The 23442-nt window shown below is 70.5% G+C and carries 27 protein-coding genes and 4 tRNA genes; 23 read left to right on the top strand and 8 right to left on the bottom strand.

All coding sequences use genetic code 11. From position 1 onward, the window contains the following. Positions 1-5: 5 nt before the first annotated feature. The 4 genes from htpX (at position 6) to OHT74_RS16095 (ending at position 2894) form a co-directional block, all read left to right on the top strand. Positions 6-869 (top strand): zinc metalloprotease HtpX, encoded by an 864-nt coding sequence (gene htpX / locus OHT74_RS16110; RefSeq protein WP_266664817.1) that lies wholly within the window; start codon positions 6-8, stop codon positions 867-869. Then, entirely contained in the window at positions 866-1258 is a 393-nt protein-coding gene (locus tag OHT74_RS16105) for a YccF domain-containing protein (protein WP_266664815.1), read from the top strand. The genes htpX and OHT74_RS16105 overlap by 4 nt, the downstream gene beginning before the upstream one ends. A gap of 40 nt (positions 1259-1298) precedes the next feature. Continuing rightward, positions 1299-2279 (top strand): glycosyltransferase family 2 protein, encoded by a 981-nt coding sequence (locus tag OHT74_RS16100; RefSeq protein WP_266664813.1) that lies wholly within the window; start codon positions 1299-1301, stop codon positions 2277-2279. Between the two features lie 87 nt (positions 2280-2366). Continuing rightward, positions 2367-2894 (top strand): SMI1/KNR4 family protein, encoded by a 528-nt coding sequence (locus OHT74_RS16095; RefSeq protein WP_328620572.1) that lies wholly within the window; start codon positions 2367-2369, stop codon positions 2892-2894. On the opposite strand, the gene OHT74_RS16090 is transcribed toward OHT74_RS16095, so the two are convergent. The 3 genes from OHT74_RS16090 to OHT74_RS16080 all read right to left on the bottom strand — a co-directional run bounded on the left by OHT74_RS16090 (position 2878) and on the right by OHT74_RS16080 (position 6262). Continuing rightward, entirely contained in the window at positions 2878-4125 is a 1248-nt protein-coding gene (locus tag OHT74_RS16090; RefSeq protein WP_328620571.1) for an APC family permease, read from the bottom strand. The genes OHT74_RS16095 and OHT74_RS16090 overlap by 17 nt on opposite strands. Before the next feature lie 18 nt (positions 4126-4143). Then, positions 4144-5571 carry a SulP family inorganic anion transporter gene (locus OHT74_RS16085; RefSeq protein WP_328620570.1) on the bottom strand — a complete coding sequence of 476 codons (1428 nt, stop codon included), beginning with the start codon at positions 5569-5571 and terminating at the stop codon, positions 4144-4146. Between the two features lie 202 nt (positions 5572-5773). Then, entirely contained in the window at positions 5774-6262 is a 489-nt protein-coding gene (locus OHT74_RS16080; protein WP_030163016.1) for a YajQ family cyclic di-GMP-binding protein, read from the bottom strand. Positions 6263-6462: 200 nt separating this feature from the next. Between OHT74_RS16080 and OHT74_RS16075 the strand changes: the two genes are divergently transcribed. Further along, positions 6463-6544, top strand: a tRNA-Tyr gene (locus OHT74_RS16075). Positions 6545-6640: 96 nt separating this feature from the next. Here OHT74_RS16075 and OHT74_RS16070 read toward each other — a convergent pair. Beyond that, on the bottom strand, positions 6641-7210 hold the full coding sequence (locus tag OHT74_RS16070; RefSeq protein WP_328620569.1) for a hypothetical protein: 570 nt from the start codon (positions 7208-7210) through the stop codon (positions 6641-6643). Positions 7211-7248: 38 nt separating this feature from the next. On the opposite strand from OHT74_RS16070, the gene OHT74_RS16065 reads away from it, so the two are divergent. Next, positions 7249-7686: a DUF3574 domain-containing protein gene (locus tag OHT74_RS16065; protein ID WP_266996548.1), complete on the top strand. Its 438-nt coding sequence runs from the start codon at positions 7249-7251 to the stop codon at positions 7684-7686. 27 nt (positions 7687-7713) lie between these two features. Here the strand turns inward: OHT74_RS16065 and OHT74_RS16060 are convergent, their stop codons facing one another. Together OHT74_RS16060 and OHT74_RS16055 are read right to left on the bottom strand one after the other, a co-directional pair. Next, entirely contained in the window at positions 7714-8370 is a 657-nt protein-coding gene (locus OHT74_RS16060) for an SDR family oxidoreductase (RefSeq protein WP_266664797.1), read from the bottom strand. Positions 8371-8437: 67 nt separating this feature from the next. Further along, complete coding sequence (locus OHT74_RS16055; RefSeq protein WP_328620568.1) at positions 8438-9748, bottom strand: amidohydrolase family protein; 1311 nt, start codon at positions 9746-9748, stop codon at positions 8438-8440. 491 nt (positions 9749-10239) lie between these two features. On the opposite strand from OHT74_RS16055, the gene OHT74_RS16050 reads away from it, so the two are divergent. The 10 genes from OHT74_RS16050 to OHT74_RS16005 all read left to right on the top strand — a co-directional run bounded on the left by OHT74_RS16050 (position 10240) and on the right by OHT74_RS16005 (position 16101). After that, positions 10240-10312, top strand: a tRNA-Thr gene (locus OHT74_RS16050). Positions 10313-10360: 48 nt separating this feature from the next. Next, positions 10361-10433, top strand: a tRNA-Met gene (locus tag OHT74_RS16045). 89 nt (positions 10434-10522) lie between these two features. Continuing rightward, on the top strand, positions 10523-10687 hold the full coding sequence (rpmG, locus tag OHT74_RS16040) for a 50S ribosomal protein L33 (protein WP_003956487.1): 165 nt from the start codon (positions 10523-10525) through the stop codon (positions 10685-10687). Between the two features lie 121 nt (positions 10688-10808). Then, positions 10809-11261 (top strand): MaoC family dehydratase N-terminal domain-containing protein, encoded by a 453-nt coding sequence (locus tag OHT74_RS16035; RefSeq protein WP_266626489.1) that lies wholly within the window; start codon positions 10809-10811, stop codon positions 11259-11261. A 1-nt stretch (position 11262) separates the two neighbouring features. Next, on the top strand, positions 11263-11691 hold the full coding sequence (locus tag OHT74_RS16030; RefSeq protein ID WP_328620567.1) for a MaoC family dehydratase: 429 nt from the start codon (positions 11263-11265) through the stop codon (positions 11689-11691). A gap of 154 nt (positions 11692-11845) precedes the next feature. Then, positions 11846-12421 carry a TetR/AcrR family transcriptional regulator gene (locus OHT74_RS16025; RefSeq protein WP_328620566.1) on the top strand — a complete coding sequence of 192 codons (576 nt, stop codon included), beginning with the start codon at positions 11846-11848 and terminating at the stop codon, positions 12419-12421. Positions 12422-12618: 197 nt separating this feature from the next. Next, on the top strand, positions 12619-14100 hold the full coding sequence (locus OHT74_RS16020; RefSeq protein ID WP_328623326.1) for a DHA2 family efflux MFS transporter permease subunit: 1482 nt from the start codon (positions 12619-12621) through the stop codon (positions 14098-14100). A gap of 34 nt (positions 14101-14134) precedes the next feature. Then, positions 14135-14533, top strand: coding sequence for a DUF3291 domain-containing protein (locus tag OHT74_RS16015; protein ID WP_328620565.1), 399 nt, complete (start codon positions 14135-14137; stop codon positions 14531-14533). Continuing rightward, entirely contained in the window at positions 14530-15669 is a 1140-nt protein-coding gene (locus tag OHT74_RS16010) for a UDP-N-acetylmuramate dehydrogenase (protein WP_328620564.1), read from the top strand. The genes OHT74_RS16015 and OHT74_RS16010 overlap by 4 nt, the downstream gene beginning before the upstream one ends. A gap of 15 nt (positions 15670-15684) precedes the next feature. Next, positions 15685-16101, top strand: a complete 417-nt coding sequence (locus OHT74_RS16005; RefSeq protein ID WP_266664784.1) for a hypothetical protein — start codon at positions 15685-15687, stop codon at positions 16099-16101. A gap of 3 nt (positions 16102-16104) precedes the next feature. Here OHT74_RS16005 and OHT74_RS16000 read toward each other — a convergent pair whose 3' ends face one another. Next, the gene (locus tag OHT74_RS16000; protein ID WP_328620563.1) at positions 16105-17124 is read right to left on the bottom strand and encodes an adenosine deaminase; all 1020 of its coding nucleotides are present in this window, start codon (positions 17122-17124) and stop codon (positions 16105-16107) included. A 294-nt stretch (positions 17125-17418) separates the two neighbouring features. Further along, positions 17419-18645: a pyridoxal phosphate-dependent aminotransferase gene (locus tag OHT74_RS15995; RefSeq protein ID WP_266664780.1), complete on the bottom strand. Its 1227-nt coding sequence runs from the start codon at positions 18643-18645 to the stop codon at positions 17419-17421. Between the two features lie 192 nt (positions 18646-18837). On the opposite strand from OHT74_RS15995, the gene OHT74_RS15990 reads away from it, so the two are divergent. The 7 genes from OHT74_RS15990 (at position 18838) to rplL (ending at position 23087) form a co-directional block, all read left to right on the top strand. After that, positions 18838-18910, top strand: a tRNA-Trp gene (locus OHT74_RS15990). Between the two features lie 105 nt (positions 18911-19015). After that, complete coding sequence (gene secE / locus OHT74_RS15985) at positions 19016-19297, top strand: preprotein translocase subunit SecE (RefSeq protein ID WP_030298162.1); 282 nt, start codon at positions 19016-19018, stop codon at positions 19295-19297. Positions 19298-19381: 84 nt separating this feature from the next. Beyond that, positions 19382-20287 (top strand): transcription termination/antitermination protein NusG, encoded by a 906-nt coding sequence (gene nusG / locus OHT74_RS15980; RefSeq protein ID WP_328620562.1) that lies wholly within the window; start codon positions 19382-19384, stop codon positions 20285-20287. A gap of 169 nt (positions 20288-20456) precedes the next feature. After that, positions 20457-20891 (top strand): 50S ribosomal protein L11, encoded by a 435-nt coding sequence (rplK, locus tag OHT74_RS15975; protein ID WP_008739735.1) that lies wholly within the window; start codon positions 20457-20459, stop codon positions 20889-20891. A gap of 87 nt (positions 20892-20978) precedes the next feature. Next, positions 20979-21707 (top strand): 50S ribosomal protein L1, encoded by a 729-nt coding sequence (rplA, locus tag OHT74_RS15970; protein WP_030710300.1) that lies wholly within the window; start codon positions 20979-20981, stop codon positions 21705-21707. Positions 21708-22062: 355 nt separating this feature from the next. Then, positions 22063-22593 (top strand): 50S ribosomal protein L10, encoded by a 531-nt coding sequence (gene rplJ, locus OHT74_RS15965; RefSeq protein WP_030008449.1) that lies wholly within the window; start codon positions 22063-22065, stop codon positions 22591-22593. Between the two features lie 110 nt (positions 22594-22703). Then, positions 22704-23087 (top strand): 50S ribosomal protein L7/L12, encoded by a 384-nt coding sequence (rplL, locus tag OHT74_RS15960; RefSeq protein ID WP_037792014.1) that lies wholly within the window; start codon positions 22704-22706, stop codon positions 23085-23087. Positions 23088-23442: the final 355 nt, after the last annotated feature.

Genomic DNA, 23442 nt, shown 5'->3' with positions numbered 1-23442 from the left:
GTACCGTGCACCGCCGGCACAACGGGCTGAAGACCGCCGTACTCCTCGGCGGGCTGTCCGCACTCATCATCGTCATCGGAAGCTTCTTCGGGCGGGGCGGCCTGATCATCGCCGTCCTCGTCGCCCTCGGGACGAACGCGTACGCGTACTGGAACAGCGACAAGCTGGCTCTACGCGCGATGCGCGCCCGCCCCGTCAGCGAGTTCGAGGCCCCCCAGCTCTACCGCATGGTGCGCGAGCTCTCCACCTCCGCGCGCCAGCCCATGCCACGGCTCTACATCTCGCCGACCGATGCGCCGAACGCCTTCGCCACCGGCCGCAATCCGCGCAACGCCGCGGTCTGCTGCACCGAAGGCATCCTGCGCATACTCGACGAGCGCGAGCTGCGCGGGGTGATCGGTCACGAGCTGAGCCACGTCTACAACCGCGACATCCTGATCTCGTCCGTCGCCGGAGCCCTCGCCTCCGTCATCATGTTCCTGGTGAACTTCGCCTGGCTGATCCCGATCGGCCGGTCGAACGACGACGAGGGGCCCGGCATCCTCGGCATGCTGCTGATCATGATCCTGGGCCCGCTGGCCGCATCCGTGATCCAGCTGGCCATCAGCCGTTCGCGCGAGTACGAGGCCGACGCGGCAGGCGCCCAGCTCACCGGCGACCCGCTCGCCCTGGCCGGCGCCCTGCGCAAGCTGGACGCCGGCGTCAAGCAGCTCCCGCTGCCCCCCGAGCCCAGGCTGGAGACCGCGAGCCACATGATGATCGCCAATCCGTTCCGTCCGGGCCAGGGCCTTTCTAAGATGTTCTCCACGCACCCACCGATGGCCGAGCGCATCGCCCGGCTCGAACAGATGGCAGGCCGTAGTCAGTGAAGACCATCCTCAACATCATTTGGCTCGTCCTCAGCGGCGTCTGGCTGTTCCTGGGCTACTGCCTGGCGGGCGTGCTCCTGTGCATCACCATCATCGGCATCCCGTTCGGCATCGCGGCCTTCCGTATCGCCGTGTACGCCCTCTGGCCCTTCGGCTACACCACGGTCGAGCGCCGGGACGCGGGCGCGGCGTCCTGCATCGGCAACGTCCTGTGGCTGGTCCTGGCGGGCTGGTGGCTGGCCCTCAGCCACATCGTCACCGGCATCGCCCTGTGCGTCACGATCATCGGCATCCCGTTCGGCATCGCCAACTTCAAGATGGTCCCGCTGGCCCTGCTCCCGCTGGGCCGCGAGATCGTCCCGACCGACGCGCCGTTCGCCTCCCGGTAGACGACGGGGCGGCGAGGGAACTCACGGGCAGGGAGAACCAGTGTCGGCTGCGAGCACGGCCACGACCCTGTCGGTCATCGTGCCGATGTACAACGAGGAAGAGGCCCTCCCCGCCCTGGTGAGCCGCCTGCGGCCGGTGCTCGACGACACCGGGGTCCCGTACGAGGTCCTCGCCGTCGACGACGGCAGCACCGACCGGACCGCCGAACTCCTCGAGAAGTTCCGTACGGACTGGCCGGAGCTCCGCATCGTGCGGCTGCGCGGCAACTCCGGCCACCAGGCCGCCCTGCGCGCCGGGCTGCACAGCTCGGTCGGGGCGTACGTGGCCAGCATCGACGCCGACCTCCAGGATCCGCCGGAGAAAATACCGGAGATGCTGGACCTGGCCCGGTCGCAGAACCTCGACATCGTCTACGGCGTCCGCTCCGACCGCAGCACCGACACCGGCTTCAAGCGCCGCACCGCCGCCGCCTACTACTGGCTCATGCGCCGCATGGTCGGCAAACAGGTGCCCGCGCAGGCCGGGGACTTCCGGCTGCTCAGCCGCGAGGCCGTGGAGGCCCTCAAGGCCCTGCCCGACCAGCAGCAGGTCTACCGGCTGCTGGTGCCCTGGCTCGGTTTCCCGAGCGGGCAGGTCACGTACCGCCGGGGCGAACGGGTGGCGGGCGAGACCAAGTACCCGCTGAGCAAGATGATCCGCCTCGCCGTGGACGGCATCACCAACTTCTCCGCCGCCCCGCTGCGGCTGGCGACCTGGCTCGGCGTCATCAGCTTCGTCACCTGCCTCGTCATGATCGCCTGGACGCTGGTGGTGTTCCTGCTCGGCAAGACCGTGCCCGGCTGGACCTCGCTGTTCGTCGGCATGCTGTTCCTCGGCGGTGTGCAGCTGATCTGCGTCGGGCTGCTCGGCGAGTACATCGGCCGGATCTACACCGCCGTACAGCGCAGGCCCACGTACTTCATCGGGTACGACTCGGCGCGCGACGACTCCGGCAAGGAGCCGGGCGAGACGCGGAACTGACGGTCGCTCCGAGCCCGGCGTGCTGACTCCCGGGGGGCGTCGGCGCAGGCCAGGGCGATTGTCAGTGGCGTGGGTCACTATGAACGCATGAACGAGACCGAGCAGTTGCTGGAGCAAGTCGCCCGACACGTCCGGGGCTTCGGACCCGAGGGCGGCACCTTGGTGCCCGGGCGCCTGCCGGCTCCCGTGGACCCGGGGGCGCTGCGTCGGGCCGAGGGCATACTCGGCTTCGCCCTGCCCCCGCTCCTGGCCGGTCTCTACACCCGGATCGCGGACGGCGGGTTCGGCCCGGAGTACGGACTGCTCCCGCTGGAGGCCGCCGTCACGCAGTACACCGCGATGCGCACCTCGGACTGGGGCTGGCCCGAGGGCGTCCTGCCGATAACCGACTACGGCTGCGCCATGCTGGGGTGCGTGGACTGCCGCTCCGAGACCGCAGAAGTCCTGCTGTTCGAGCCGAATCCGGGCGATCCCGACCTCGCCTGGTACGCGGACTCGCCCGCCCTCGCCGCCTGGCTGCGCGGCTGGCTCGACGGCACCGCCTGGTTCTGCGACGACTCGGAGGAGGCGGGTCTGGAGATGACTCTCTGGACGGAGTTCAGATCCCGGGTCTGAGCCGGCCGCGCACCCCGTAGGCGGCGGCCCCCACGGCCAGCACCGCAGCCCCCGTGACCGCCGTTGCAGGGGGCAGCGCGCAAGCCAGCACGACACAGCCGGACAGCCCGACCGCTGCCACGGCCCGGCCCTTGACACCTGAATCGAGAGTCCACGCGGAAGCGTTCGCGATTGCGTAGTAGGCCAGCACCCCGAATGAGGAGAAGCCGATCGCACCCCGCAGATCGGTGGTCGCCGCGAGCACCGCGACCACCGCACCCACGGCCAGCTCCGCATGGTGCGGCACCTGATGCCGTGGATGTACGGCGGCCAGCGCGCGGGGGAGATGGCCGTCCCGGGCCATCGCCAGGGTGGTCCGCGACACCCCGAGCACCAGGGCCAGCAGCGAGCCCAGCGCCGCCAGGGCCGCACCGACCCGGACCACGGGGGTCAGTCCGGGCTGTCCGGCCGCCCGAACCGCGTCGGCCAGCGGGGCCGTCGAAGCCGCCAGGGCGTCGGCGCCCAGCACCGACAGCGCCGCCACCGCCACCGCGGAGTACACGAGCAGGGCGATCCCCAGGGCGAGGGGCACCGCCCGCGGGATCGTGCGCTCCGGATCACGCACCTCCTCGCCCAGGGTGGTGATCCGGGCGTATCCCGCGAAGGCGAAGAACAGCAGGCCGGCCGCCTGGAGCAGGCCGCCGGGGCCGCCCCCGGAGAGGCCGCCGAGCCGTCCCGCGTCGGCCGCGCCGGAGGTCAGGCACACCACCACGACCCCGGCCAGCACGGCCAGGACCGCCGCCACGATCACCCGCGCGATCCGGGCGGACTTCTGCACGCCTCCGTAGCTCGCTGCGGTCAGCGCCACCACCGCCGCGACGGCCACGGCATGCTGCTGCCCAGGCCACACATACGCCCCCACGGTGAGCGCCATCGCCGCACACGAGGCCGTCTTGCCGATGACGAAGCCCCAGCCGGCCAGATATCCCCAGAACGGGCCGAGCCGTTCCCGCCCGTACACGTAGGTCCCGCCGGAGGCCGGATACCGGGCGGCCAGCCGCGCCGAGGAGTGCGCGTTGCAGTAGGCGATCAAGGCCGCCACCGCGAGGGCCGCGAGCAGCGCGCCCCCCGCCGGCCCGGCCGCGCCCGCCGCCGGGGCGAGGGCGGCGAAGATACCCGCCCCGACCATGGCGCCCAGCCCGACGACGACGGCGTCGAAGACTCCCAGCGTGCGCTTCAGCTCGTTGTCCACGGGCGGAGGGTAACCGCCCTAGATGACGCCTTCCCGTCCGGTCAGCGGGGTCCGGTTCTGTTCCCAGCCGTGGAGGGCGGTCAGGCAGGCGTGGTCCAGGTGGCGGAGCCCGCTGAGGTCGAGGCGTACGGGCTGTCCGGCCGGCAGTGCGTCCAGCGCGTCGAGCAGCTTCGGCAGCCGCAGGAAGCTGGCGCTCCCCATCACCTGGACGCGGAGCTCCCCGCCCTCCCACACCTCCTCGATGTGCACGTGGGAGGTCTCCCAGGCCGCCTTGACCACGGCCAGCCCCAGCCCGACCAGCACCCCCTCGAAGAGGTTGGTGGCCACGATCGCGCCGGCCGTCGCCACCAGCACCACCGCCTCGCCCCGGTGCGTCCGCCACAGGCCGGCGACGGCCCGGGCCGGCAGCAGCTTCCATCCGGCGTGCAGCAGCACCCCGGCCAGTGCGGCGAGCGGCACCACTTCGAGCAGCTGGGGGAGCGCGACGGCGAACAGCAGCAGCCAGCCGCCGTGCAGGACCCGGGACGCCCGCGTGCGGGCCCCTGCCTCCACGTTGGCGGCGCTGCGCACGATCACGGCGGTCATCGGCAGCGCACCGAGAAGTCCGCAGACGGTGTTGCCGACGCCCTGGGCCATGAGTTCCCGGTCGTAGTGGGTCCGGGTCCCGTCGTGCATCCGGTCCACTGCGGCGGCGCTGAACAGGGTCTCGGCAGAGGCGATCAGCGCCAGGGCGATCACGGTTCCGAGGGCCCCGGCGGAGGCCAGCAGCCCGAAGTCCCCCCAGCCGGGCGGGGCCACGGCGTCCAGGACCCCGGTCACGGTCACCTTCTCGACGGGCAGCTGCAGCAGCATCGACATGGCGGTGGCGGCCGCCACCCCGACGAGCGCGCCCGGTACGAGCCGCAGCCGGGCAGGCATCCGGCGCCACGCCGCGAGGACGGCGATGGTCCCGGCTCCGAGCGCCACCGCGGACCAGTTGGCCTGCCCGGCGAGCCCGGGCACCGCGGCCAGTTTCTCCAGGGTTCCGCCGGGGGCCCGCACGCCGCCCAGGGCGTACAACTGCCCCGCGATCAGCACGAGCCCGATCCCGGCCAGCATCCCATGCACGACGGCGACGGAGATCGCCCGGAACCACCGCCCGAGCCGCAGCGCCCCCATGCCCAGCTGCAGCACCCCGGCGGCCAGCACCAGGACCCCGAGCGCGCGGGCACCGTGTGTGTGCACCGCCTCGTAGACGAGCACGGTGAGCCCGGCGGCCGGCCCGCTCACCTGGAGCGAACTCCCCGGGAACCACCCGGTGACCAGCCCGCCCACCACCCCGGTGACGATCCCCAGCTCGGCCGGCACACCTGAGGCGACGGCCACGCCGACGCAGAGAGGCAGCGCGACGAGCGCCACGACGACGGACGCCCCGAAGTCTTCGCGAAACGTGTCGACCCCAGGCATCCGAGAACCTCCGCTATCCCGCGGTGATGATTGCCACCAGAGTGGTGGGCGCGCGCAGGGCTCCCCAAGTGCCCATCGGGGGCCGCTGAGGCGCATGCGCCGCGCACGCCGGGCACATGATCCGCACGCCCCCGGAAACGGCCGCGGCCCGGCGGTCCTGGAAGGACCGCCGGGCCGCCGGACGGCAGGTGGGGAACCGCGATCAGCGGTAGTTCACGAACTGGATCGCGAAGTCCAGGTCCTTGCCCTTGAGCAATGCCTGGATGGCCTGCAGGTCGTCACGGCTCTTGGAGCTGACACGCAGCTCCTCGCCCTGCACCTGGGCCTTGACGCCCTTGGGGCCCTCGTCCCGGATGATCTTCGCGACCTTCTTGGCGTTCTCCTGGGAGATGCCCTCCTCGATGGAGGCGAAGATCTTGTACTCCTTGCCGGACAGCTGCGGCTCGCCGGCGTCGAGCGCCTTCAGTGAGATCCCGCGCTTGACCAGCTTGGTCTCGAACACGTCGAGGACGGCCTTGACGCGCTCCTCGGAGTTCGCCTCCATCAGGATCTTCTCGCCGGACCAGGCGATGGTGGCGCCGGTTCCCTTGAAGTCGTAGCGCTGCGAGAGTTCCTTGGCGGCCTGGTTGAGGGCGTTGTCGACCTCCTGCCGCTCGACCTTCGAGACGATGTCGAAACTGGAGTCGGCCATGTGCTGTGGCTCCTTGAAATCGGCTGTCATTGCCCCGGAGGGCGCGGCCGGACATCCCCGGCCCGCTCCGCAAAGCCTAGCCACCGCACCCACCCGCAGCGCTGATCAATCCAGTGGCGAAGCACCCTCGCACATCAGGTATTGTTTACGTCGTTGCCAGGGAGCGCCGCCGCAAGGCGGAAAAAACGGCAACGTCTCTTGGCGGTGTGCCCGAGTGGCCAAAGGGAGCAGACTGTAAATCTGCCGGCTCAGCCTACCCAGGTTCGAACCCTGGCGCCGCCACGCGATGTGAGACCCCCGTTACTGCGGAAACGCAGTGACGGGGGTCTTCTCGCATGCTCGGTGATCCGAACGTGGGGGTTCCGCGTCCGGATCCGGTCAGGGCGTGAGAGACACGCGCCAGGACCAAGTGGTGCGGCGCGGGTGAGCCGGGAGGGCCAGGCGGCCGGCCGACCAGAGGAGGACCTCCGGGGCCGGGCCGGACGGGGAGTCCGGGAAGAGGCGGGCCAGGACCGGGGCCGAGAGGCCGGCCGGCGGGAGCCAGGGGAGGGCGAGGCCCTGGGCGATGTCATACGTGTGGAGCAGGATCTCCGCCACGCCCATCGCCGCGAAGCCGCCCGGATCGCAGGGGCCCCAGTGCCAGGCCCGCGCGGACTCCGGCGCCGCGTCCACGGAGGTGCCCAGCAGCCGGGCCGCCGCCGAGATCACCTGGAGGACCGCCCCGGGTGGGGTGGCCTCCCGTACGCGCAGGTCCAGCGGCAGATAGGCGTCCGAGGGCAGTGCGGCCACCTGGGCGGCGTACGCCATCAGGTCGTGGGCGACGTGCGCCGCCGTCGTCCAGCAGGTCCAGTCGAGCGAACCTGCCTTCACCTGCCAGTCCCGTCCGGTGTGCGGGGTCAGGGCCGCCACCATTTCGGCTGCCGCCCGTTCGACGTCGGAGCCCGCCATCGGCCGCATCGTCCTGATCTCCTGTTCGTTCTCCGGTCGTGAACTTCATTTCTGACACGCGCGGGAAGGTCGGCGGCGGCGTGCTCCTCGCCCTCCTCGGGGCCGGGATCCCGGCCCTGGTCGGGGCGGCACTGGACAGCCATGTGGGCGAGCCCTACCAGGAAACCAGGCTCTACTTCGGGACCGAACGCCCGGGCGGCCGGGACCCGGTCGCGGAACAGGAGTTCATGCGCTTCCTGGACCGCGAGATCACCCCCGCCTTCCCCGAGGGCCTCACCCTCCAGGACGGGCACGGCCAGTGGCAGCGGGACGGCAAGGTCATCCGGGAGACCTCGTACGAGGTGGTGCTGCTGTACCCGGAGAAGGAGGCCGACGAGCGCAGCGCGCGCATCGAGCGGATCCGGCAGGCCTACGAGGACCAGTACCAGCAGGACTCCGTCGGGCGCTCCGACGACAAGGTGACCGCCGAGTTCTGAGGGCGCCTCAGGGAGCCAAGGACCCCCTCAGTTGCCCGCGACGTCCTTGACGGCCACAGCCACCGGGGTCGAGCCCTCGACCAGCTCCAGGGTCAGGCCTGCCGTCGCCGGGGTCTCGATCAGCTCCGCCAGCACGGCCGCCACGTCGTCGCGCGTCACCGACCCGCCGCCCGTCCGCACCTCGAGCCGCACCTGCCCCGCCCCCGGATCGTCGGTCAGCGACCCGGGCCGCAGGACCGTCCACTCCAGGCCCAGCCGCGTCCGTACGTGGTCGTCCGCCTCGCCCTTCGCCCGCAGGTAGACGTCGAAGACGTCGTCGCCCTCGTGGTACGCATCCGCACCCATCGAAGAGACCATCAGGAAGCGCCGCACCCCCGCCCGTTCGGCCGCGTCCGAGAACAGCACCGCCGCGCCCCGGTCGACGGTGTCCTTGCGCACGACACCGCTGCCGGGCCCCGCGCCGGCCGCGAACACCGCCACGTCCGCGCCCTGCAGAATGCCCGCCACATGCTCGACCGAAGCCGACTCCAGGTCGCAGAGCACCGGTTCGGCGCCCGCCTCCCGCAGGTCGTCGCCCTGCGCCCGGTCGCGGATGATGCCCGCGACCTCGTACCCGCGCGCGGCGAGCAGTTGCTCCAGCCGCAGCGCGATCTGACCGTGTCCACCCGCGATGACGATGCGCATGCCCCGACCGTACGACGAGCCGGCCGCCCCCGCCCGCGAAAGTGTCCACCGGCGGGCCGGCGAACCTTCAGGGACCGGGCTCCACCCGGCCCTGCCGGGGCAGGTCCAGAGCCACCGCGACCGCCGAGTCGCAGTACTCCCGTACGGCACTCGTCCGGGCTACCACCCGGCCCCGGTGGATCACGATCCGGCTGTAGGCCAGGGACAGCACGCTCGAGATCCGGTCCCCCCGTACGGCGAGCAGCTCCGCCGGGAACCCGGCCTCCAACCGGACCTCCGGCAGGCCCATGGCCTCCCGGGCGGCGCCGCTGACCGACGCGTAGGCCTCCGCCGCCCGCAGCCCGCCCTGGGAGGCCAGCAGGAACGCGGCCTCCAGCGGGTCGCCGCGGCCGACCGGGTTCCCGGCGTCCCGCAGCGCCCCGCTGCCGGCCGCGACGCGGACCCCGGCGGCGCGCAGCAGCCGGACGGGCGCGGTGCGCAGGCCGCGCCGTTCCAGGGCCGCGCAGTCGCCCTGGGGCAGGCAGGTCACCCGTACGCCGGCCGCGGCCAGCTGGTCGGCGGCCCGGTGCGCCACGTCCAGCGGGAGCCGGGACAGCCCGCCGCAGGGGCCGATCGTCACCCCCGGGCGCAGCCCGCCGGCCATCGCCGCGAGCCGGGCCAGGCGGCCGGGATCGTCACCGTCCGTGTGCAGGTCCACGGGGCAGCCGTGCTCGGCGGCGAGTTCCAGGACGGCTTCGAGGAAGCCCGTCGGGTCGGGATCCAGGTCCGGGCAGCCGCCGATGACGGAGGCGCCCATCTTCACGGCGTCCCGCAGCATGGCGAACCCGTCGGCTCCGGCGACCCCGGTGAGGAGGCGGGGCACGGCGACGCTGGTCAGGTCGGTGAGCCCGCGCAGCGAGCGGCGGGCCTGGAGCACGGCCTCCATGGGGCCGAGGCCGTGCACGTCGCCGATCCGGACGTGGGAGCGCACGGCCGTGGCGCCGTGCCCGAGCTGGAGCAGGGCGGCCTCGGTGGCTCGGCGCTGCACCTCGTCGGGGGCGTACGAGACGGGTCCCTCGCCGTCGGCGGTCAGTGCGGTGTCCCCGTGGGCGTGCGGCTCGGCGGGGGCGGGGAGCAGCAGATAGCCGCCGAGGTCCACCCGGGAGAGGGCGGGAGCGGGGAGGCTGCCCGCGGTGCCGACGGCCTGGATCCGGCCGCCGCCGAGCCGGACGTCGACCGTACGGCCGTCCGTGAGGCGGGCCCCGGTGAGCAGGAGGGTGGTGGACTCGGCGGCGGCCGCGTTCGCGTTGCCGGTGGGGCGCTGTGGCCCGTGGCCGCCGCTCTCCCCGCGCCCCTTGCGCGGGGACGAGGACGGCTGCTGCGGCTGGCTGTCGGACATCGCGCTCCTGCGGTGGCTCGGGCGGTTCCTGGGCCGGGTGGCCGCGGCCTGCGGCCCAAGATCACGCAGCGTGCTCAGAGCCTAGGGCGCAGGGCTCTCCGCTTCACGGAAGAGCGCAATAGTCGTACCGGCGTGGTGCCCACGCGCCGCGGCGCGCGCCTGCGCGCCCTGTCGGCAGCGCCCGGCCCGTCGGGCTTGGTGTGCTCCAGGTGCCCCGGGTGCGTGGCCTCGTAGGGCGGCCTCGGGTGTGTCTCCCGGAGCGGGCCGAGTCGAACGGGCCGACGAACGGGTCGCGTCCAACGGGCCGCTTCGCGTGCGCTCGACGTGCCGCCGGGGGTGGCGGGTTTGTGAGCCCGGACACAATCTGCCCCGAAAAGGGCTCCGGGACCGCCTGCGGGCTGATCAAGAAAGCCTTGCCCGCCCCCTCGGAGGCCAGTCCCCGCAAAGGATTTGGGCGATGGGCGGGCAACCGTGTAATGTCTTCATCGCTCGCCCCAATAGCTCAGTCGGTAGAGCGTCTCCATGGTAAGGAGAAGGTCTGCGGTTCGATTCCGCATTGGGGCTCTGGTGAGAGAGGTCCCCCACCCTCGGGTGGGGAGCTGATCACATCAAAGCGGCGTAGCTCAGTCGGTAGAGCAAGCGGCTCATAATCGCTGTGTCACCGGTTCAAGTCCGGTCGCCGCTACCCAACAGTAGCCGATTGCGGGGTCGGTCTCCCGATCGGCTACTCTTTTATGCGTTCATCCGTCCCATAGTCCGTCAAGGAGCACTCACGTGGCTGCCACCGACGTCCGCCCGAAGATCACGCTGGCCTGCGTGGAGTGCAAGGAGCGGAACTACATCACCAAGAAGAACCGGCGTAACAACCCGGACCGTCTTGAGATGAAGAAGCACTGCCCGCGCTGCAACTCGCACACCGCGCACCGCGAGACCCGCTGACCCCAGCGAAGTCTCGAATAACAGGCACCGTCATGAGGTCGTCCCCTTCATTGGGGGGCGGCCTCGTGTCGTTTCCGTGATCATTTCCGTGACCGTCTTTTTCAACAGGAGGTAGGGAGCCATGGCGCTCGACCAGTCCTTCGTGGGGCGTAGCTACCCGCCCACCGATCCGTACGAGGTCGGCCGGGAGAAGATCCGCGAATTCGCGGTTGCGGTGGGTGACGCGAATCCCGTCTACACCGACCCCGAAGCAGCCAAGGCGTTCGGCCACCTGGATGTGATCGCTCCGCCGACTTTTGTGTTTGCGATCACGTTCGCGGCGGCCGGCCAGGTCGTGGAGGACCCGCAGCTGGGTCTGGACTACAGCCGCGTCGTGCACGGCGACCAGAAGTTCGCGTACTCGCGCCCCGTGCGTGCCGGTGACCGGCTCTCGGTGACCTCCACGATCGAGGCCGTGAAGTCGATGGCGGGCAACGACATCATCGACATCCGCGGCGAGGTCCACGACGAGACCGGCGAGCACGTGGTGACGGCGTGGACGAAGCTCGTCTCCCGCGCCCCCGAGGAGGCCTGAGATGACTGCGCAGATCAAGTACGCCGACGTCGAGGTCGGCACCGAGCTGCCGGCGGCGTCCTTCCCCGTATCGCGGGCCACGCTCGTGAAGTACGCGGGTGCCTCGGGCGACTTCAACCCGATCCACTGGAACGAGAAGTTCGCCAAGGAGGTCGGACTGCCGGACGTCATCGCGCACGGCATGTTCACGATGGCCGAGGCGATCCGCGTGGTCACCGACTGGGTCGGCGACCCGGGCGCGGTCGTGGAGTACGGCGTGCGGTTCACGAAGCCGGTGGTGGTCCCGAACGACGACGCGGGTGCGGTGATCGAGGTCACGGCCAAGGTCGCGGCGAAGCTGGAGGGCAACCGCGTGCGGGTCGACCTGACGGCGATGAGCGCGGGCCAGAAGGTTCTGGGCATGTCCCGAGCCGTGGTCACCCTGGCCTGACCCTCCCCAGGCCCCGCCCGGACCCGGTGCCGCCGCCTGCGCCATTGCGGCTGCGGCACCGTTGCCGGGGGCTCTGCCCCCGGACTCCCGAGCTTCGAACGTCGGCGGGCCGGAAGTGTTGACGAAGTTAGTGATTGAGTACTAACTTTGAAATATGGCAAGGATGAGTGCGGACGAGCGGCGCGAGAGCGTCATCCGGGCGGCGATGCACGAGTTCGCCCGGGGCGGCTACTACGGGACCTCCACCGAGGCGATCGCCAAGCGCGTCGGGGTGTCGCAGCCGTACCTGTTCCGGCTCTTCCCCAACAAGCCGGCGATCTTCCTCGCCGCCGCCGAGCGCTGCCTGCGGGACACCCGTGAGGTGTTCGCAGCCGCCGCCGAGGGGCTCGAGGGCGAAGAGGCCACGCACGCCATGGCCAGCGCGTACGTCCGGCTCATCGCCGAGGATCCGGACAAGCTCCAGATGCAGCTCCAGATGTACGTCACCGTCGCCGCCGCCGAGGCTGCCGGCGACCACCAGCTCGGTGAGATCGTCCGCAAGGGCTGGATGGACCTCTGGGACACCGTCCACGTGCCCCTCGGCGGCGACGTGAACGAGACCACGACCTTCATGGCCTACGGGATGCTGATCAACAACCTGGCTGCGATGGGCTTCCCGCCCGGGCACCGGGTCTGGGAGGGGCTGTATTCCTCCGCCCGCGTGAAGGGCCTGGACCGGCCGGGGGAGTGAGCCCGGGTCCGGTCCGCCCATCCTGCGCGTCATGCGTCACGTACCCATGCGCGTGAAAGTTAGTCAGCAATAACTAACAGTTCGGTCCTCACCCTCAGGGGGAAATCGTGAACGGCACGCAAGGCACGCAAGGCACGCAAGGCACGCAAGGCACGCAAGGCACGCAAGGCACGCAAGGCACGCAAGGCACGCACGACATCCAAGGCGCGCAGGGCACCCAAGGCACCGCCCTCCGCGGTCCCGCCGTCTGGGCCCTCGTCCTCACCTCCGTGGCCGGCTTCATGGCTGCCCTCGACAACCTCGTCGTCACCACCGCCCTCCCCGCCATCCGCAAGGACCTCGGCGGAGCGCTGGAGGACCTGGAGTGGACGGTGAATGCGTACACGCTCACCTTCGCCGTCCTCCTCATGTTCGGCGCGGCCCTCGGCGACCGCTTCGGCCGGCGCCGGCTCTTCATGTCCGGCCTCGCGATATTCACCGGCGCCTCCGCCGTCGCCGCCCTCTCGCCCGGCATCAACGAGCTCATCGCCGCCCGCGCCGTCCAGGGCGTCGGCGCCGCGATCATGATGCCGCTCACCCTCACCCTGCTCACGGCCGCCGTCCCGCCTGCCCGCCGCGGCATGGCCCTCGGCATCTTCGGCGCCGTCGGCGGCCTCGCCGTCGCCAGCGGCCCGCTCATCGGCGGCACCCTCACCGAACACATCTCCTGGCAGTGGATCTTCTGGCTGAACGTCCCGATCGGCCTCGCCCTGATCCCGCTCGCCCGCCTCAAGCTGACCGAGTCCACGGCCCCGGGCGCCCGTCTCGACGTACCGGGCACGCTCCTCATCAGCGGCGGCCTCTTCGGCATCGTCTACGGCCTCGTCAACGCCAACGCCCACGGCTGGACCAGCGCCCCGGTGCTCACCAGCCTGATCGCCGGTACCGCGCTCGTCGGCGGATTCGTCGTCCACGGCTTCCGCCACGCGAACCCGATGCTGCCCATGCGCCTCTTCCTGGGCCGCGGCTTCCTCGGGATCAACGCGGCCAGCCTGCTGATGTACCTGGGCATGTTCGGCTCGATCTTCCTGCTCAGCCAGTTCCTCCAGGGCGTCGCCGGCTACACGCCCACCCAGGCCGGGGTGCGCATGCTCCCCTGGACCGCCATGCCGATGATCGCCGCCCCGATCGCGGGCATCCTCTCCGACCGGATCGGCGGCCGCCCCGTCGTCGCCACCGGGCTCGCCCTGCAGGCCCTCGGTCTCGGCTGGTTCGCGATGATCCTGAGCACCGACGTCTCGTACGCCGCCCAGCTCCCGGCGCTGATCCTCAGCGGTATCGGCATGGGCCTGTTCTTCGCCCCCGCCTCCAACATCCTGATGTCCACGGTGTCCCCCGCCGACCAGGGCAAGGCCTCCGGCGCCAACAACGCCCTGCGCGAGGTCGGCGGCGCCCTCGGTGTCGCGGTCCTGGCCTCGGTCTTCTCCGCCCAGGGCGGCTACGAGTCCCCGCAGGCCTTCACCGACGGAACCGTGCCCGCACTGTGGATCGGCGCCGCCGCGGTGGCCGTGGCAGCCGCCTTCGCCCTCCTGGTACCGGGCAAGGGAGCCCGCAGGACCGCCGCCCCCGCCGCCCCCGTCACCCCCGCCCCCGTCCTCGCCGACAAGGTCCTCGCCGACAAGGTCCCCGCCACGCGCTGACCGGCACCGGACCGCAACGAAAGGAGTGCATGTCATGCCCGACATCCCCTGGTCCACGCCCACCCCGCCCGCTCCCGACGCCGAGGTCTACGTCATGGCCTCCCGCTTCGAGACCGAGACCCTTGTCGGCGCCTTCCGGTTCTTCCTCAAGTCGCCCGGCATCATCCGCCAGATCCGCTCCGCCCCCGGCGCCCACGGCGTCGCCCTCCGCGCCCGGGTCTTCAGCCGGACCTTCCTGACCCTCTCCGCCTGGCAGGACCGCGACGCGCTCTACCGCTTCGCCCGCAGCGAGCCGCACCGCTCCAGCTCCCGCGCCGCCGCCGCGTTCATGCGGGAATCGGCCTTCGCCTTCTGGACCGCCCCGGCCTCCGCCCTTCCGGTCACCTGGGCCGAAGCCGAGCACCGGCTCGCCGAGGAGGCCGCCCGCTCATGACGTACGGTCCGTGGCCCCGCAGAGATGCGAGGGGCACGGACCGTACTCTTGTCCACGTGCAGGAACTCCACGACGCCCCCCTCGCCCCCCTGACCACGTTCCGCCTCGGTGGCCCCGCCACCCGTCTGGTCACCGCGACCACCGACGCCGAGGTGGTCGACGCCGTCCGCACCGCGGACGAGAGCGGCACCCCGCTCCTCGTCATCGGCGGCGGCAGCAACCTGGTCATCGGCGACCGCGGCTTCGAGGGCACCGCCCTGCGCATCGCGACCACCGGCTTCCATCTGGGGTCCCCCGTGCCGGAGGCCGGCGGAGGGACCACCCTGGAGCTCGCCGCCGGCGAGAACTGGAGCGACGCCGTCGCCCGTGCCGTCGAGGCGGGCCTGGCCGGCATCGAGTGCCTCGCCGGCATCCCCGGCTCCGCCGGTGCCACCCCGATCCAGAACGTCGGGGCGTACGGCCAGGAGGTCTGCGACACCATCACCGAGGTCGTCGCGTACGACCGCACCCGGCGCGAGACGGTCACGCTGACCGCCGCCGAGTGCGCCTTTTCGTACCGCGACAGCCTCTTCAAACACCAGCCGGATCGGTACGTCGTCCTCCGCGTCCGCTTCGCCCTGGAGGACGCGGGCGGCCTGTCCGCGCCGATCAAGTACCCCGAGACCGCCCGCGCCCTCGGCGTCGAGGCCGGCGACCGGGTCCCGGTCACTCAGGCCCGCGAGACCGTACTGCGCCTGCGCGCCGGCAAGGGCATGGTCCTCGACCCCGCCGACCACGACACCTGGTCCGCCGGCTCCTTCTTCCACAACCCGATCCTGAGCGACGAGGCGTACGCCGCCTTCCTCGCCCGCGTCCAGGACCGGCTCGGCCCCGAGACCGCCCCGCCCGCGTACCCCGCCGGAGAGGGCCGTACGAAGACCAGCGCGGCCTGGCTGATCGACAAGGCCGGTTTCACCAAGGGCTACGGCACCGGCCCCGCCCGGATCTCCACCAAGCACACCCTCGCGCTGACCAACCGCGGCGAGGCCACCACCGAGGACCTCCTCACCCTGGCCCGCGAGGTCGTCGCGGGCGTCCACGCGGCCTTCGGCGTCACCCTGGTCAACGAGCCGGTGACGGTCGGCGTCAGCATCTGAGGAGTCCCGGCCGCCATGCTCTGTCCACTGCACGGGGCCGGTACGGACCCCACCCGCCTGGTGGGACGCACGATCAGCAGGATCGTTGCGTCCTGGCACATCTACGAGGGCGAACGCTCCGAGGCGCCGCTCGACGTCTGGCTGATCGACAGCGAGGGCGATTCCACCAGGATCAGCACCGGGTCCGACCGGTGCCTCATCGTCGAATCCGCGCCGCCCCACGAGCCGTACGACATGGGGGAGTGGGGCCGGATCGAGGTCGGCGAGGACCTCGGCGACCACCCCTTCCTGCGGCACCTCGGGGACACGGTGGCGACGGTGGCCGAGTTCGCGGCGCCGGAGACCGGGCGCACGCAGCTGGAGATCGGCTTCCCCGACGGCGACCGGGTACGGGCCGACTGCTGGGAGGGCGACCTGCGGCTCACCCGGTGACCGTCAGGAAGCCAGCCAGTGGTCGATCCCGGCCAGCAGCTTGTCCTGTACGTCCTCAGGCGCCGCCGAACCGCGCACCGACTGCCGGGCCAGCTCGGCGAGCTCGGCGTCCGTGAAGGCGTGGTGGCGGCGGGCGATCTCGTACTGCGCCGCCAGCCGGGATCCGAACAGCAGCGGGTCGTCCGCGCCGAGCGCCATCGGCACCCCGGCCTCGAAGAGGGTGCGCAGCGGGACGTCCTCGGGCCGCTCGTAGACCCCGAGCGCGACGTTCGACGCCGGGCAGACCTCGCAGGTGATCTGCCGGTCCGCGAGCCGCTTGAGCAGGCGCGGGTCCTCGGCGGCCCGTACGCCGTGGCCGATGCGGGAGGCGTGCAGATCGTCCAGGCAGTCCCGGACGGAGGCGGGTCCGGTGAGCTCGCCGCCGTGCGGGGCCGCGAGCAGGCCGCCCTCGCGGGCGATGGCGAAGGCCCGGTCGAAGTCGCGGGCCATGCCGCGGCGCTCGTCGTTGGAGAGCCCGAAGCCGACGACGCCGCGGTCGGCGTAGCGGACGGCGAGGCGGGCGAGGGTGCGGGCGTCGAGGGGGTGCTTCATCCGGTTCGCGGCGATGAGGACCCGCATGCCGAGCCCGGTCTCGCGGGAGGCCGTGTCGACGGCGTCCAGGATGATCTCGACGGCAGGGATCATGCCGCCGAGCAGGGGGGCGTAGGAGGTGGGATCCACCTGGATCTCCAGCCAGCCGCTGCCGTCCCGTACGTCCTCCTCGGCCGCCTCGCGGACGAGGCGCCGGATGTCCTCGGGCTCGCGCAGGCAGGAGCGGGCGGCGTCGTAGAGGCGCTGGAAGCGGAACCAGCCGCGCTCGTCGGTGGCGCGGAGCTTGGGTGGCTCGCCGGCGGTGAGGGCGTCGGGGAGGCGGACGCCGTACTTGTTGGCGAGCTCCAGGAGGGTCGATGGGCGCATCGACCCCGTGAAGTGCAGGTGGAGGTGGGCTTTCGGCAGAAGCGTGAGATCGCGTACGTGCTCCATCTGGTGATCCTGCCGTACCGCCGCGCTCGGCGGGAGGGGGTTTTACCGATCGGGGGCTTGCTCGAACGTCTGCGCGAGGCGGGAGGTGGTGGCGGGGCCGCTGCGCGGGGCCTGCCCGGGCGCCGCCCCGACCTGCGCCTCAAACACCGGCGGGGCCGGAAGGCCGGGCTCCGTCCGCACCGGTGCCGCGAACGGCGGTGCGGCTCCATGGCCCGGCCCCGATGTGCCTGAGCGGCGGCTCCCCGTGGGGGAACCGCCGCTCGGACCGGGCTGCGTACCGCCGGAGGGCTAGGCCTAGGCCTTGGCCTCGGCGAGGAGCTTCTGGATGCGGGACACGCCCTCGACCAGGTCCGCGTCGCCCAGGGCGTACGACAGGCGCAGGTAGCCCGGGGTGCCGAAGGCCTCGCCGGGGACGACCGCGACCTCGGCCTCGTCCAGGATCAGGGCCGCCAGCTCGACGGAGGTCTGCGGGCGCTTGCCGCGGATCTCCTTGCCGAGCACGTCCTTGACCGCGGGGTAGACGTAGAACGCGCCCTCGGGGGTCGGGCAGAACACACCGTCGATCTCGTTCAGCATCCGCACCATCGTCTGGCGGCGGCGGTCGAAGGCGGTGCGCATCTCGTGGACGGCCTCCAGGTTGCCGGAGACGGCGGCCAGCGCCGCGACCTGGGCGACGTTGGAGACGTTGGAGGTGGCGTGCGACTGGAGGTTGGTCGCGGCCTTCACGACGTCCTTCGGGCCCACGATCCAGCCCACGCGCCAGCCCGTCATCGCGTACGTCTTGGCGACACCGTTGACGATGATGCACTTGTCGGCCAGCTCGGGGACGATCGCCGGGAGGGAGACGAACTTCGCGTCGCCGTAGACGAGGTGCTCGTAGATCTCGTCGGTCAGGACCCACAGGCCGTGCTCGACGGCCCAGCGGCCGATGGCCTCCGCGTCGGCCTCGGAGTACACGGCTCCGGTCGGGTTCGACGGGGAGACGAACAGGACGACCTTGGTGCGCTCGGTGCGGGCGGCCTCGAGCTGCTCGACGGACACGCGGTAGCCGGTGGTCTCGTCGGCGACGACCTCGACCGGGACACCGCCGGCGAGGCGGATCGACTCGGGGTAGGTGGTCCAGTACGGAGCCGGGACGATGACCTCGTCACCCGGGTCCAGGATGGCGGCGAACGCCTCGTAGATCGCCTGCTTGCCGCCGTTGGTCACCAGGACCTGCGACGCATCGACCTCGTAGCCGGAGTCGCGCAGCGTCTTGGCGGCGATCGCGGCCTTCAGCTCGGGCAGACCCCCGGCCGGCGTGTAGCGGTGGTACTTCGGGTTGCGGCAGGCCTCGACCGCCGCCTCGACGATGTAGTCCGGGGTCGGGAAGTCGGGCTCGCCCGCGCCGAAGCCGATGACCGGGCGCCCGGCGGCCTTGAGGGCCTTGGCCTTGGCGTCCACGGCGAGGGTGGCGGACTCGGAAATGGCGCCGATACGGGCGGACACCCGGCGCTCGGAGGAAGGCGTTGCAGAGGTCATGCGGCCAATCGTCCCAGACGCCCCAGAGGCGCCGCACACCGTTTCAGTCATCGGACGGAGCAGCCGGAAATGTGCTCTGTTCGACGTCAGGGCCCGGACCACGTACACTCACCTGTCGTTGGACCCCGCCGATCACTCCAGAGCGCGAGCACTCCGTGCACTCGTCTGGATGCGGTAGGTTGGGGGACGCAAAGGGTCGTAGCTCAATTGGTAGAGCACTGGTCTCCAAAACCAGCGGTTGGGGGTTCGAGTCCCTCCGGCCCTGCTCCACACTCCTTCTCGGATGTGTGCGCAGGTACGTACTTCGATGCAACGCCGTGCGGCGCAACCGGGCGCGGCTACGGCCACGACCCGGATTCAGGTGAGAGACGTGACGGACGCCCTGGGCTCCATCGACATGCCTGACGCCGAGGACGACACCCGCGAGAAGAAGGCCCGAAAGGGCGGCAAGCGCGGGAAGAAGGGTCCTCTGGGCCGGCTTGCACTGTTCTACCGCCAGATCGTCGCGGAGCTCCGCAAGGTCGTCTGGCCGACGCGCAATCAGCTCACGACGTACACCACCGTGGTGATTGTCTTCGTCGTCATCATGATCGGTCTGGTGACCGTGATTGACTATGGGTTCCAGGAAGCCATCAAGTTCGTCTTCGGCTGATCCCCGCGGAGGGCGGCGCCTTGATGGGTGCCGCCCGTTTTCGCATGTTCGACCACCTTTTGTATCCAGGAAGAAGCCGCCACCGTGTCTGACCCGAACCTGAACGCGAGCCCCGACTCCGTCGAGTCCGTCGAGGACGCGCTCGACATCGTCGAGGCGGCAGACGCTGTGGACCCCGACGAGGTCGAGCTCGCCGACGCCGAGGCCGGTGTCGCCGCCGAAGAGGCCGCGCTGCACATCGAGGACGAGGTCGACGCCGAGTCCGAGGACGACGCCGAGGTCGAAGAGGCTGCCGACGAGGACGAGGAAGCGGCCGACGAGGCCGAGGCCGAGGCCGCCGCGGACGAGGTCGAGGCCGAGCCCGCCGAGCCCGTCGACCCCATCCAGGCCCTGCGCGAGGAGCTGCGCCTCCTGCCCGGCGAGTGGTACGTGATCCACACCTACGCCGGCTACGAGAAGCGCGTGAAGGCCAACCTCGAGCAGCGTGCCGTCTCGCTGAACGTCGAGGAGTTCATCTACCAGGCCGAGGTGCCCGAGGAAGAGATCGTCCAGATCAAGAACGGCGAGCGCAAGAACGTCCGGCAGAACAAGCTGCCCGGCTACGTTCTCGTCCGCATGGATCTGACGAACGAGTCCTGGGGCGTCGTCCGCAACACCCCCGGTGTCACCGGCTTCGTCGGCAACGCGTACGACCCGTACCCGCTGACGCTGGACGAGATCGTCAAGATGCTCGCCCCGGAGGCGCAGGAGAAGGCCGCCAAGGCCGCCGCGGAAGAGGCCGGCCTGCCCGCGCCCGCCGTCAAGCGCACCATCGAGGTCCTGGACTTCGAGGTCGGCGACTCGGTCACCGTCACCGACGGCCCGTTCGCGACGCTGCAGGCGACCATCAACGAGATCAACCCCGACTCGAAGAAGGTCAAGGGCCTCGTCGAGATCTTCGGTCGCGAGACTCCGGTCGAGCTCAGCTTCGACCAGATCCAGAAGAACTGAACTGATCTTCTGAAGCAAGCTTCCGGACAGGTCAGATCGCCCCGCAAAGGGCGGTCTGACCTGCTCGGTTTTTAGCCCCGCTCCGATACCCGTTATTGTGGTGCGGTATGCCTCCATCCGGATGACCGGATCGGCGGCGAAAAACTCTCACTAGGACCCGGAGAGAGCAATGCCTCCCAAGAAGAAGAAGGTCACGGGGCTTATCAAGCTCCAGATCAAGGCCGGCGCGGCCAACCCGGCTCCGCCGGTCGGCCCCGCGCTCGGTCAGCACGGCGTCAACATCATGGAGTTCTGCAAGGCCTACAACGCCGCGACCGAGTCGCAGCGTGGCATGGTCGTGCCGGTGGAGATCACGGTCTACGACGACCGCTCCTTCACCTTCATCACCAAGACTCCGCCGGCCGCGCGCCTGATCCTCAAGGCCGCGGGCATCGAGAAGGGCTCCGGCGAGCCGCACAAGACCAAGGTCGCCAAGCTCACCGGCGCCCAGGTCCGCGAGATCGCCGAGCTGAAGATGCCCGACCTGAACGCCAACGACGTCGATGCCGCGATGAAGATCATCGCCGGCACCGCGCGCTCGATGGGCGTCACGGTCGAAGGCTGATCCAGCCACCCCAGTACCACCAGTGGTAGGGCCAAGCGCTGGTCCGCACCACGACTCCATGCCTGAAGCCGAAATACAGGAGCAGAAGTGAAGCGCAGCAAGACTCTCCGCGCTGCGGACGCCAAGGTCGACCGGGAGAAGCTGTACGCCCCGCTCGAGGCCGTCCGTCTCGCCAAGGAGACCTCCGCGACCAAGTTCGACAGCACCGTCGAGGTCGCCTTCCGCCTGGGTGTAGACCCGCGCAAGGCCGACCAGATGGTCCGCGGCACCGTGAACCTCCCGCACGGCACCGGCAAGACCGCCCGGGTCCTGGTCTTCGCGACCGGTGACCGTGCTGCGGCCGCGGAAGCCGCCGGCGCCGACATTGTCGGCGACGACGAGCTGATCAACGAGATCGCCAAGGGCAACCGCCTGAACGAGTTCGACGCCGTTGTGGCCACCCCGGACCTCATGGGCAAGGTCGGCCGCCTCGGTCGCGTGCTCGGTCCCCGTGGCCTCATGCCGAACCCGAAGACCGGCACCGTCACGATGGACGTCGCGAAGGCTGTCACCGAGATCAAGGGTGGCAAGATCGAGTTCCGCGTCGACAAGCACTCGAACCTGCACTTCATCATCGGCAAGGTCTCCTTCTCCGATGAGCAGCTGGTCGAGAACTACGGCGCGGCCCTCGACGAGATCCTTCGTCTGAAGCCGTCCGCCGCGAAGGGCCGCTACATCAAGAAGGCCGCCCTGAGCACCACGATGGGCCCCGGCATCCAGCTGGACTCGAACCGCACCCGGAACCTCCTCGTCGAGGAAGACCCGGCCGCTGTCTGAGCCCCACGCTGAGCCTCCGGCTCACCTGAGTGGCTGAAACGGGCCCCTCGCCCCCTCACAGGGCGGCGAGGGGCCCGTTTTCTCGCTTTCGGAAGGCCTTGGACGCTGACCGATTTGCCTGACCGGTGCCGGGTCACGTAGTCTTCACCAGAAGCCAAAGACCGCTGGTCGTTGCCGTGCCCGCAAGGGTTCGGCGGCCGAAGGATCCGCTGACTGCGGACGACCCGCGTAGGTGACTGTGGAAGGTTCCCGGAATTCGTTCCGGTTGAGCCACGCCCTGGCGCCTGCGCCGGGGCGTTTCTTATTTCAGCCCCTTCTGAGCGGTCCTCATCACCCGGAAGGAGGCGAACGCACCATGCCGACGCCCAACAAGGCTGCATCGGTAGCCGAGCTCAAGGACGCGTTCCAGAGCTCGAACGCCGCCGTGCTGACCGAGTACCGGGGTCTCACCGTCGCGCAGCTCAAGACGCTGCGTCGCTCCCTCGGTGAGAACGCCCAGTACGCCGTGGTGAAGAACACGCTGACCAAGATTGCGGCCAACCAGGCCGGGATCACCGCGCTGGACGAGCACTTCGCTGGTCCGACCGCGGTCGCCTTCATCACCGGTGACCCGGTGGAGTCGGCGAAGAGCCTGCGTGACTTCGCCAAGGACAACCCGAACCTCATCATCAAGGCGGGTGTCCTTGATGGTAAGGCGCTCACCGCCGATGAGATCAAGAAGCTTGCGGACCTCGAGTCCCGCGAGGTTCTGCTCAGCAAGCTGGCCGGCGCGTTCAAGGGCAAGCAGTCTCAGGCTGCCTCGCTCTTCCAGGCGCTGCCGTCGAAGTTCGTCCGCACCGCGGAAGCGCTTCGCGTCAAGCTCGCCGAGCAGGGCGGTGCCGAGTAATTCGGCTCGCGCACTGATCCACGCCGCCTAGTGCGTGGGTCGTAGCGGGCCGTTACGCCCGCCTCTATATACATCCGGCACCTGCCGAATTAGTGGAAGGATCGCCCATCATGGCGAAGCTCTCTCAGGACGACCTCCTCGCCCAGTTCGAGGAGATGACCCTCATCGAGCTCTCTGAGTTCGTGAAGGCCTTCGAGGAGAAGTTCGACGTCACCGCCGCCGCGGCCGTCGCGGTTGCCGGCCCGGCCGGTGGCGGCGCCGCTGTCGAGGCCGTCGAGGAGCAGGACGAGTTCGACGTCATCCTCACCGGTGCCGGCGACAAGAAGATCCAGGTCATCAAGGTCGTGCGTGAGCTGACCTCCCTGGGTCTGAAGGAGGCCAAGGACCTCGTGGACGGCGCTCCGAAGCCGGTCCTCGAGAAGGTCGCCAAGGAGGCCGCTGACAAGGCCGCCGAGTCCCTCAAGGCTGCCGGCGCGGCTGTCGAGGTCAAGTAACACCTCTGGGGCCCTCTGGGGCCCCAACCAAGGGCGATCACCCGTAAGGGTGGTCGCCCTTTGGCGTACCCGCAGTGCCTGACTTGCCCTGGTCTCGTTGGGGAGTAGGGTGATCATCGTTGCCCCGCGGTCGGGTCCGGAGATGATCCGCACGGAGCAGGGGGCCTTGACGAACGGCACGCGGCGCGCAATTCTCAGACCCGTTGCGGGATCGGTCCGCCCGATCCGGGATCCGGGACACGGATCCGAGATCCGAGGCATGGATCGGCTACGAAGAGGGCAGTACTGATACGCGCTCTGTAGGTACGAGCCGCAATGTTGGACGCAGGGTTGCAGGGTTGGTTTTAACGACATG

The organism is Streptomyces sp. NBC_00354, assembly GCF_036106915.1.
Taxonomy (GTDB): Bacteria; Actinomycetota; Actinomycetes; order Streptomycetales; family Streptomycetaceae; genus Streptomyces.
Note: the sequence above shows the minus strand (reverse complement) of the source record. Positions and strands in the feature narration are given on the sequence as shown.

Excerpts from the sequence above, each read along its gene's own strand:
- OHT74_RS16095 (WP_328620572.1), top strand. The coding sequence starts at position 2,367 with ATGAACGAGACCGAGCAGTTGCTGGAGCAAGTCGCCCGACACGTCCGG.
- OHT74_RS16085 (WP_328620570.1), bottom strand. The coding sequence starts at position 5,571 with ATGCCTGGGGTCGACACGTTTCGCGAAGACTTCGGGGCGTCCGTCGTC.
- OHT74_RS16080 (WP_030163016.1), bottom strand. The coding sequence starts at position 6,262 with ATGGCCGACTCCAGTTTCGACATCGTCTCGAAGGTCGAGCGGCAGGAG.
- OHT74_RS16070 (WP_328620569.1), bottom strand. The coding sequence starts at position 7,210 with ATGGCGGGCTCCGACGTCGAACGGGCGGCAGCCGAAATGGTGGCGGCC.
- OHT74_RS16060 (WP_266664797.1), bottom strand. The coding sequence starts at position 8,370 with ATGCGCATCGTCATCGCGGGTGGACACGGTCAGATCGCGCTGCGGCTG.
- OHT74_RS16055 (WP_328620568.1), bottom strand. The coding sequence starts at position 9,748 with ATGTCCGACAGCCAGCCGCAGCAGCCGTCCTCGTCCCCGCGCAAGGGG.
- OHT74_RS16035 (WP_266626489.1), top strand. The coding sequence starts at position 10,809 with ATGGCGCTCGACCAGTCCTTCGTGGGGCGTAGCTACCCGCCCACCGAT.
- OHT74_RS16030 (WP_328620567.1), top strand. The coding sequence starts at position 11,263 with ATGACTGCGCAGATCAAGTACGCCGACGTCGAGGTCGGCACCGAGCTG.
- OHT74_RS16025 (WP_328620566.1), top strand. The coding sequence starts at position 11,846 with ATGGCAAGGATGAGTGCGGACGAGCGGCGCGAGAGCGTCATCCGGGCG.
- OHT74_RS16015 (WP_328620565.1), top strand. The coding sequence starts at position 14,135 with ATGCCCGACATCCCCTGGTCCACGCCCACCCCGCCCGCTCCCGACGCC.
- OHT74_RS16010 (WP_328620564.1), top strand. The coding sequence starts at position 14,530 with ATGACGTACGGTCCGTGGCCCCGCAGAGATGCGAGGGGCACGGACCGT.
- OHT74_RS16005 (WP_266664784.1), top strand. The coding sequence starts at position 15,685 with ATGCTCTGTCCACTGCACGGGGCCGGTACGGACCCCACCCGCCTGGTG.
- OHT74_RS16000 (WP_328620563.1), bottom strand. The coding sequence starts at position 17,124 with ATGGAGCACGTACGCGATCTCACGCTTCTGCCGAAAGCCCACCTCCAC.
- OHT74_RS15995 (WP_266664780.1), bottom strand. The coding sequence starts at position 18,645 with ATGACCTCTGCAACGCCTTCCTCCGAGCGCCGGGTGTCCGCCCGTATC.
- rplK (WP_008739735.1), top strand. The coding sequence starts at position 20,457 with ATGCCTCCCAAGAAGAAGAAGGTCACGGGGCTTATCAAGCTCCAGATC.
- rplJ (WP_030008449.1), top strand. The coding sequence starts at position 22,063 with ATGCCGACGCCCAACAAGGCTGCATCGGTAGCCGAGCTCAAGGACGCG.
- rplL (WP_037792014.1), top strand. The coding sequence starts at position 22,704 with ATGGCGAAGCTCTCTCAGGACGACCTCCTCGCCCAGTTCGAGGAGATG.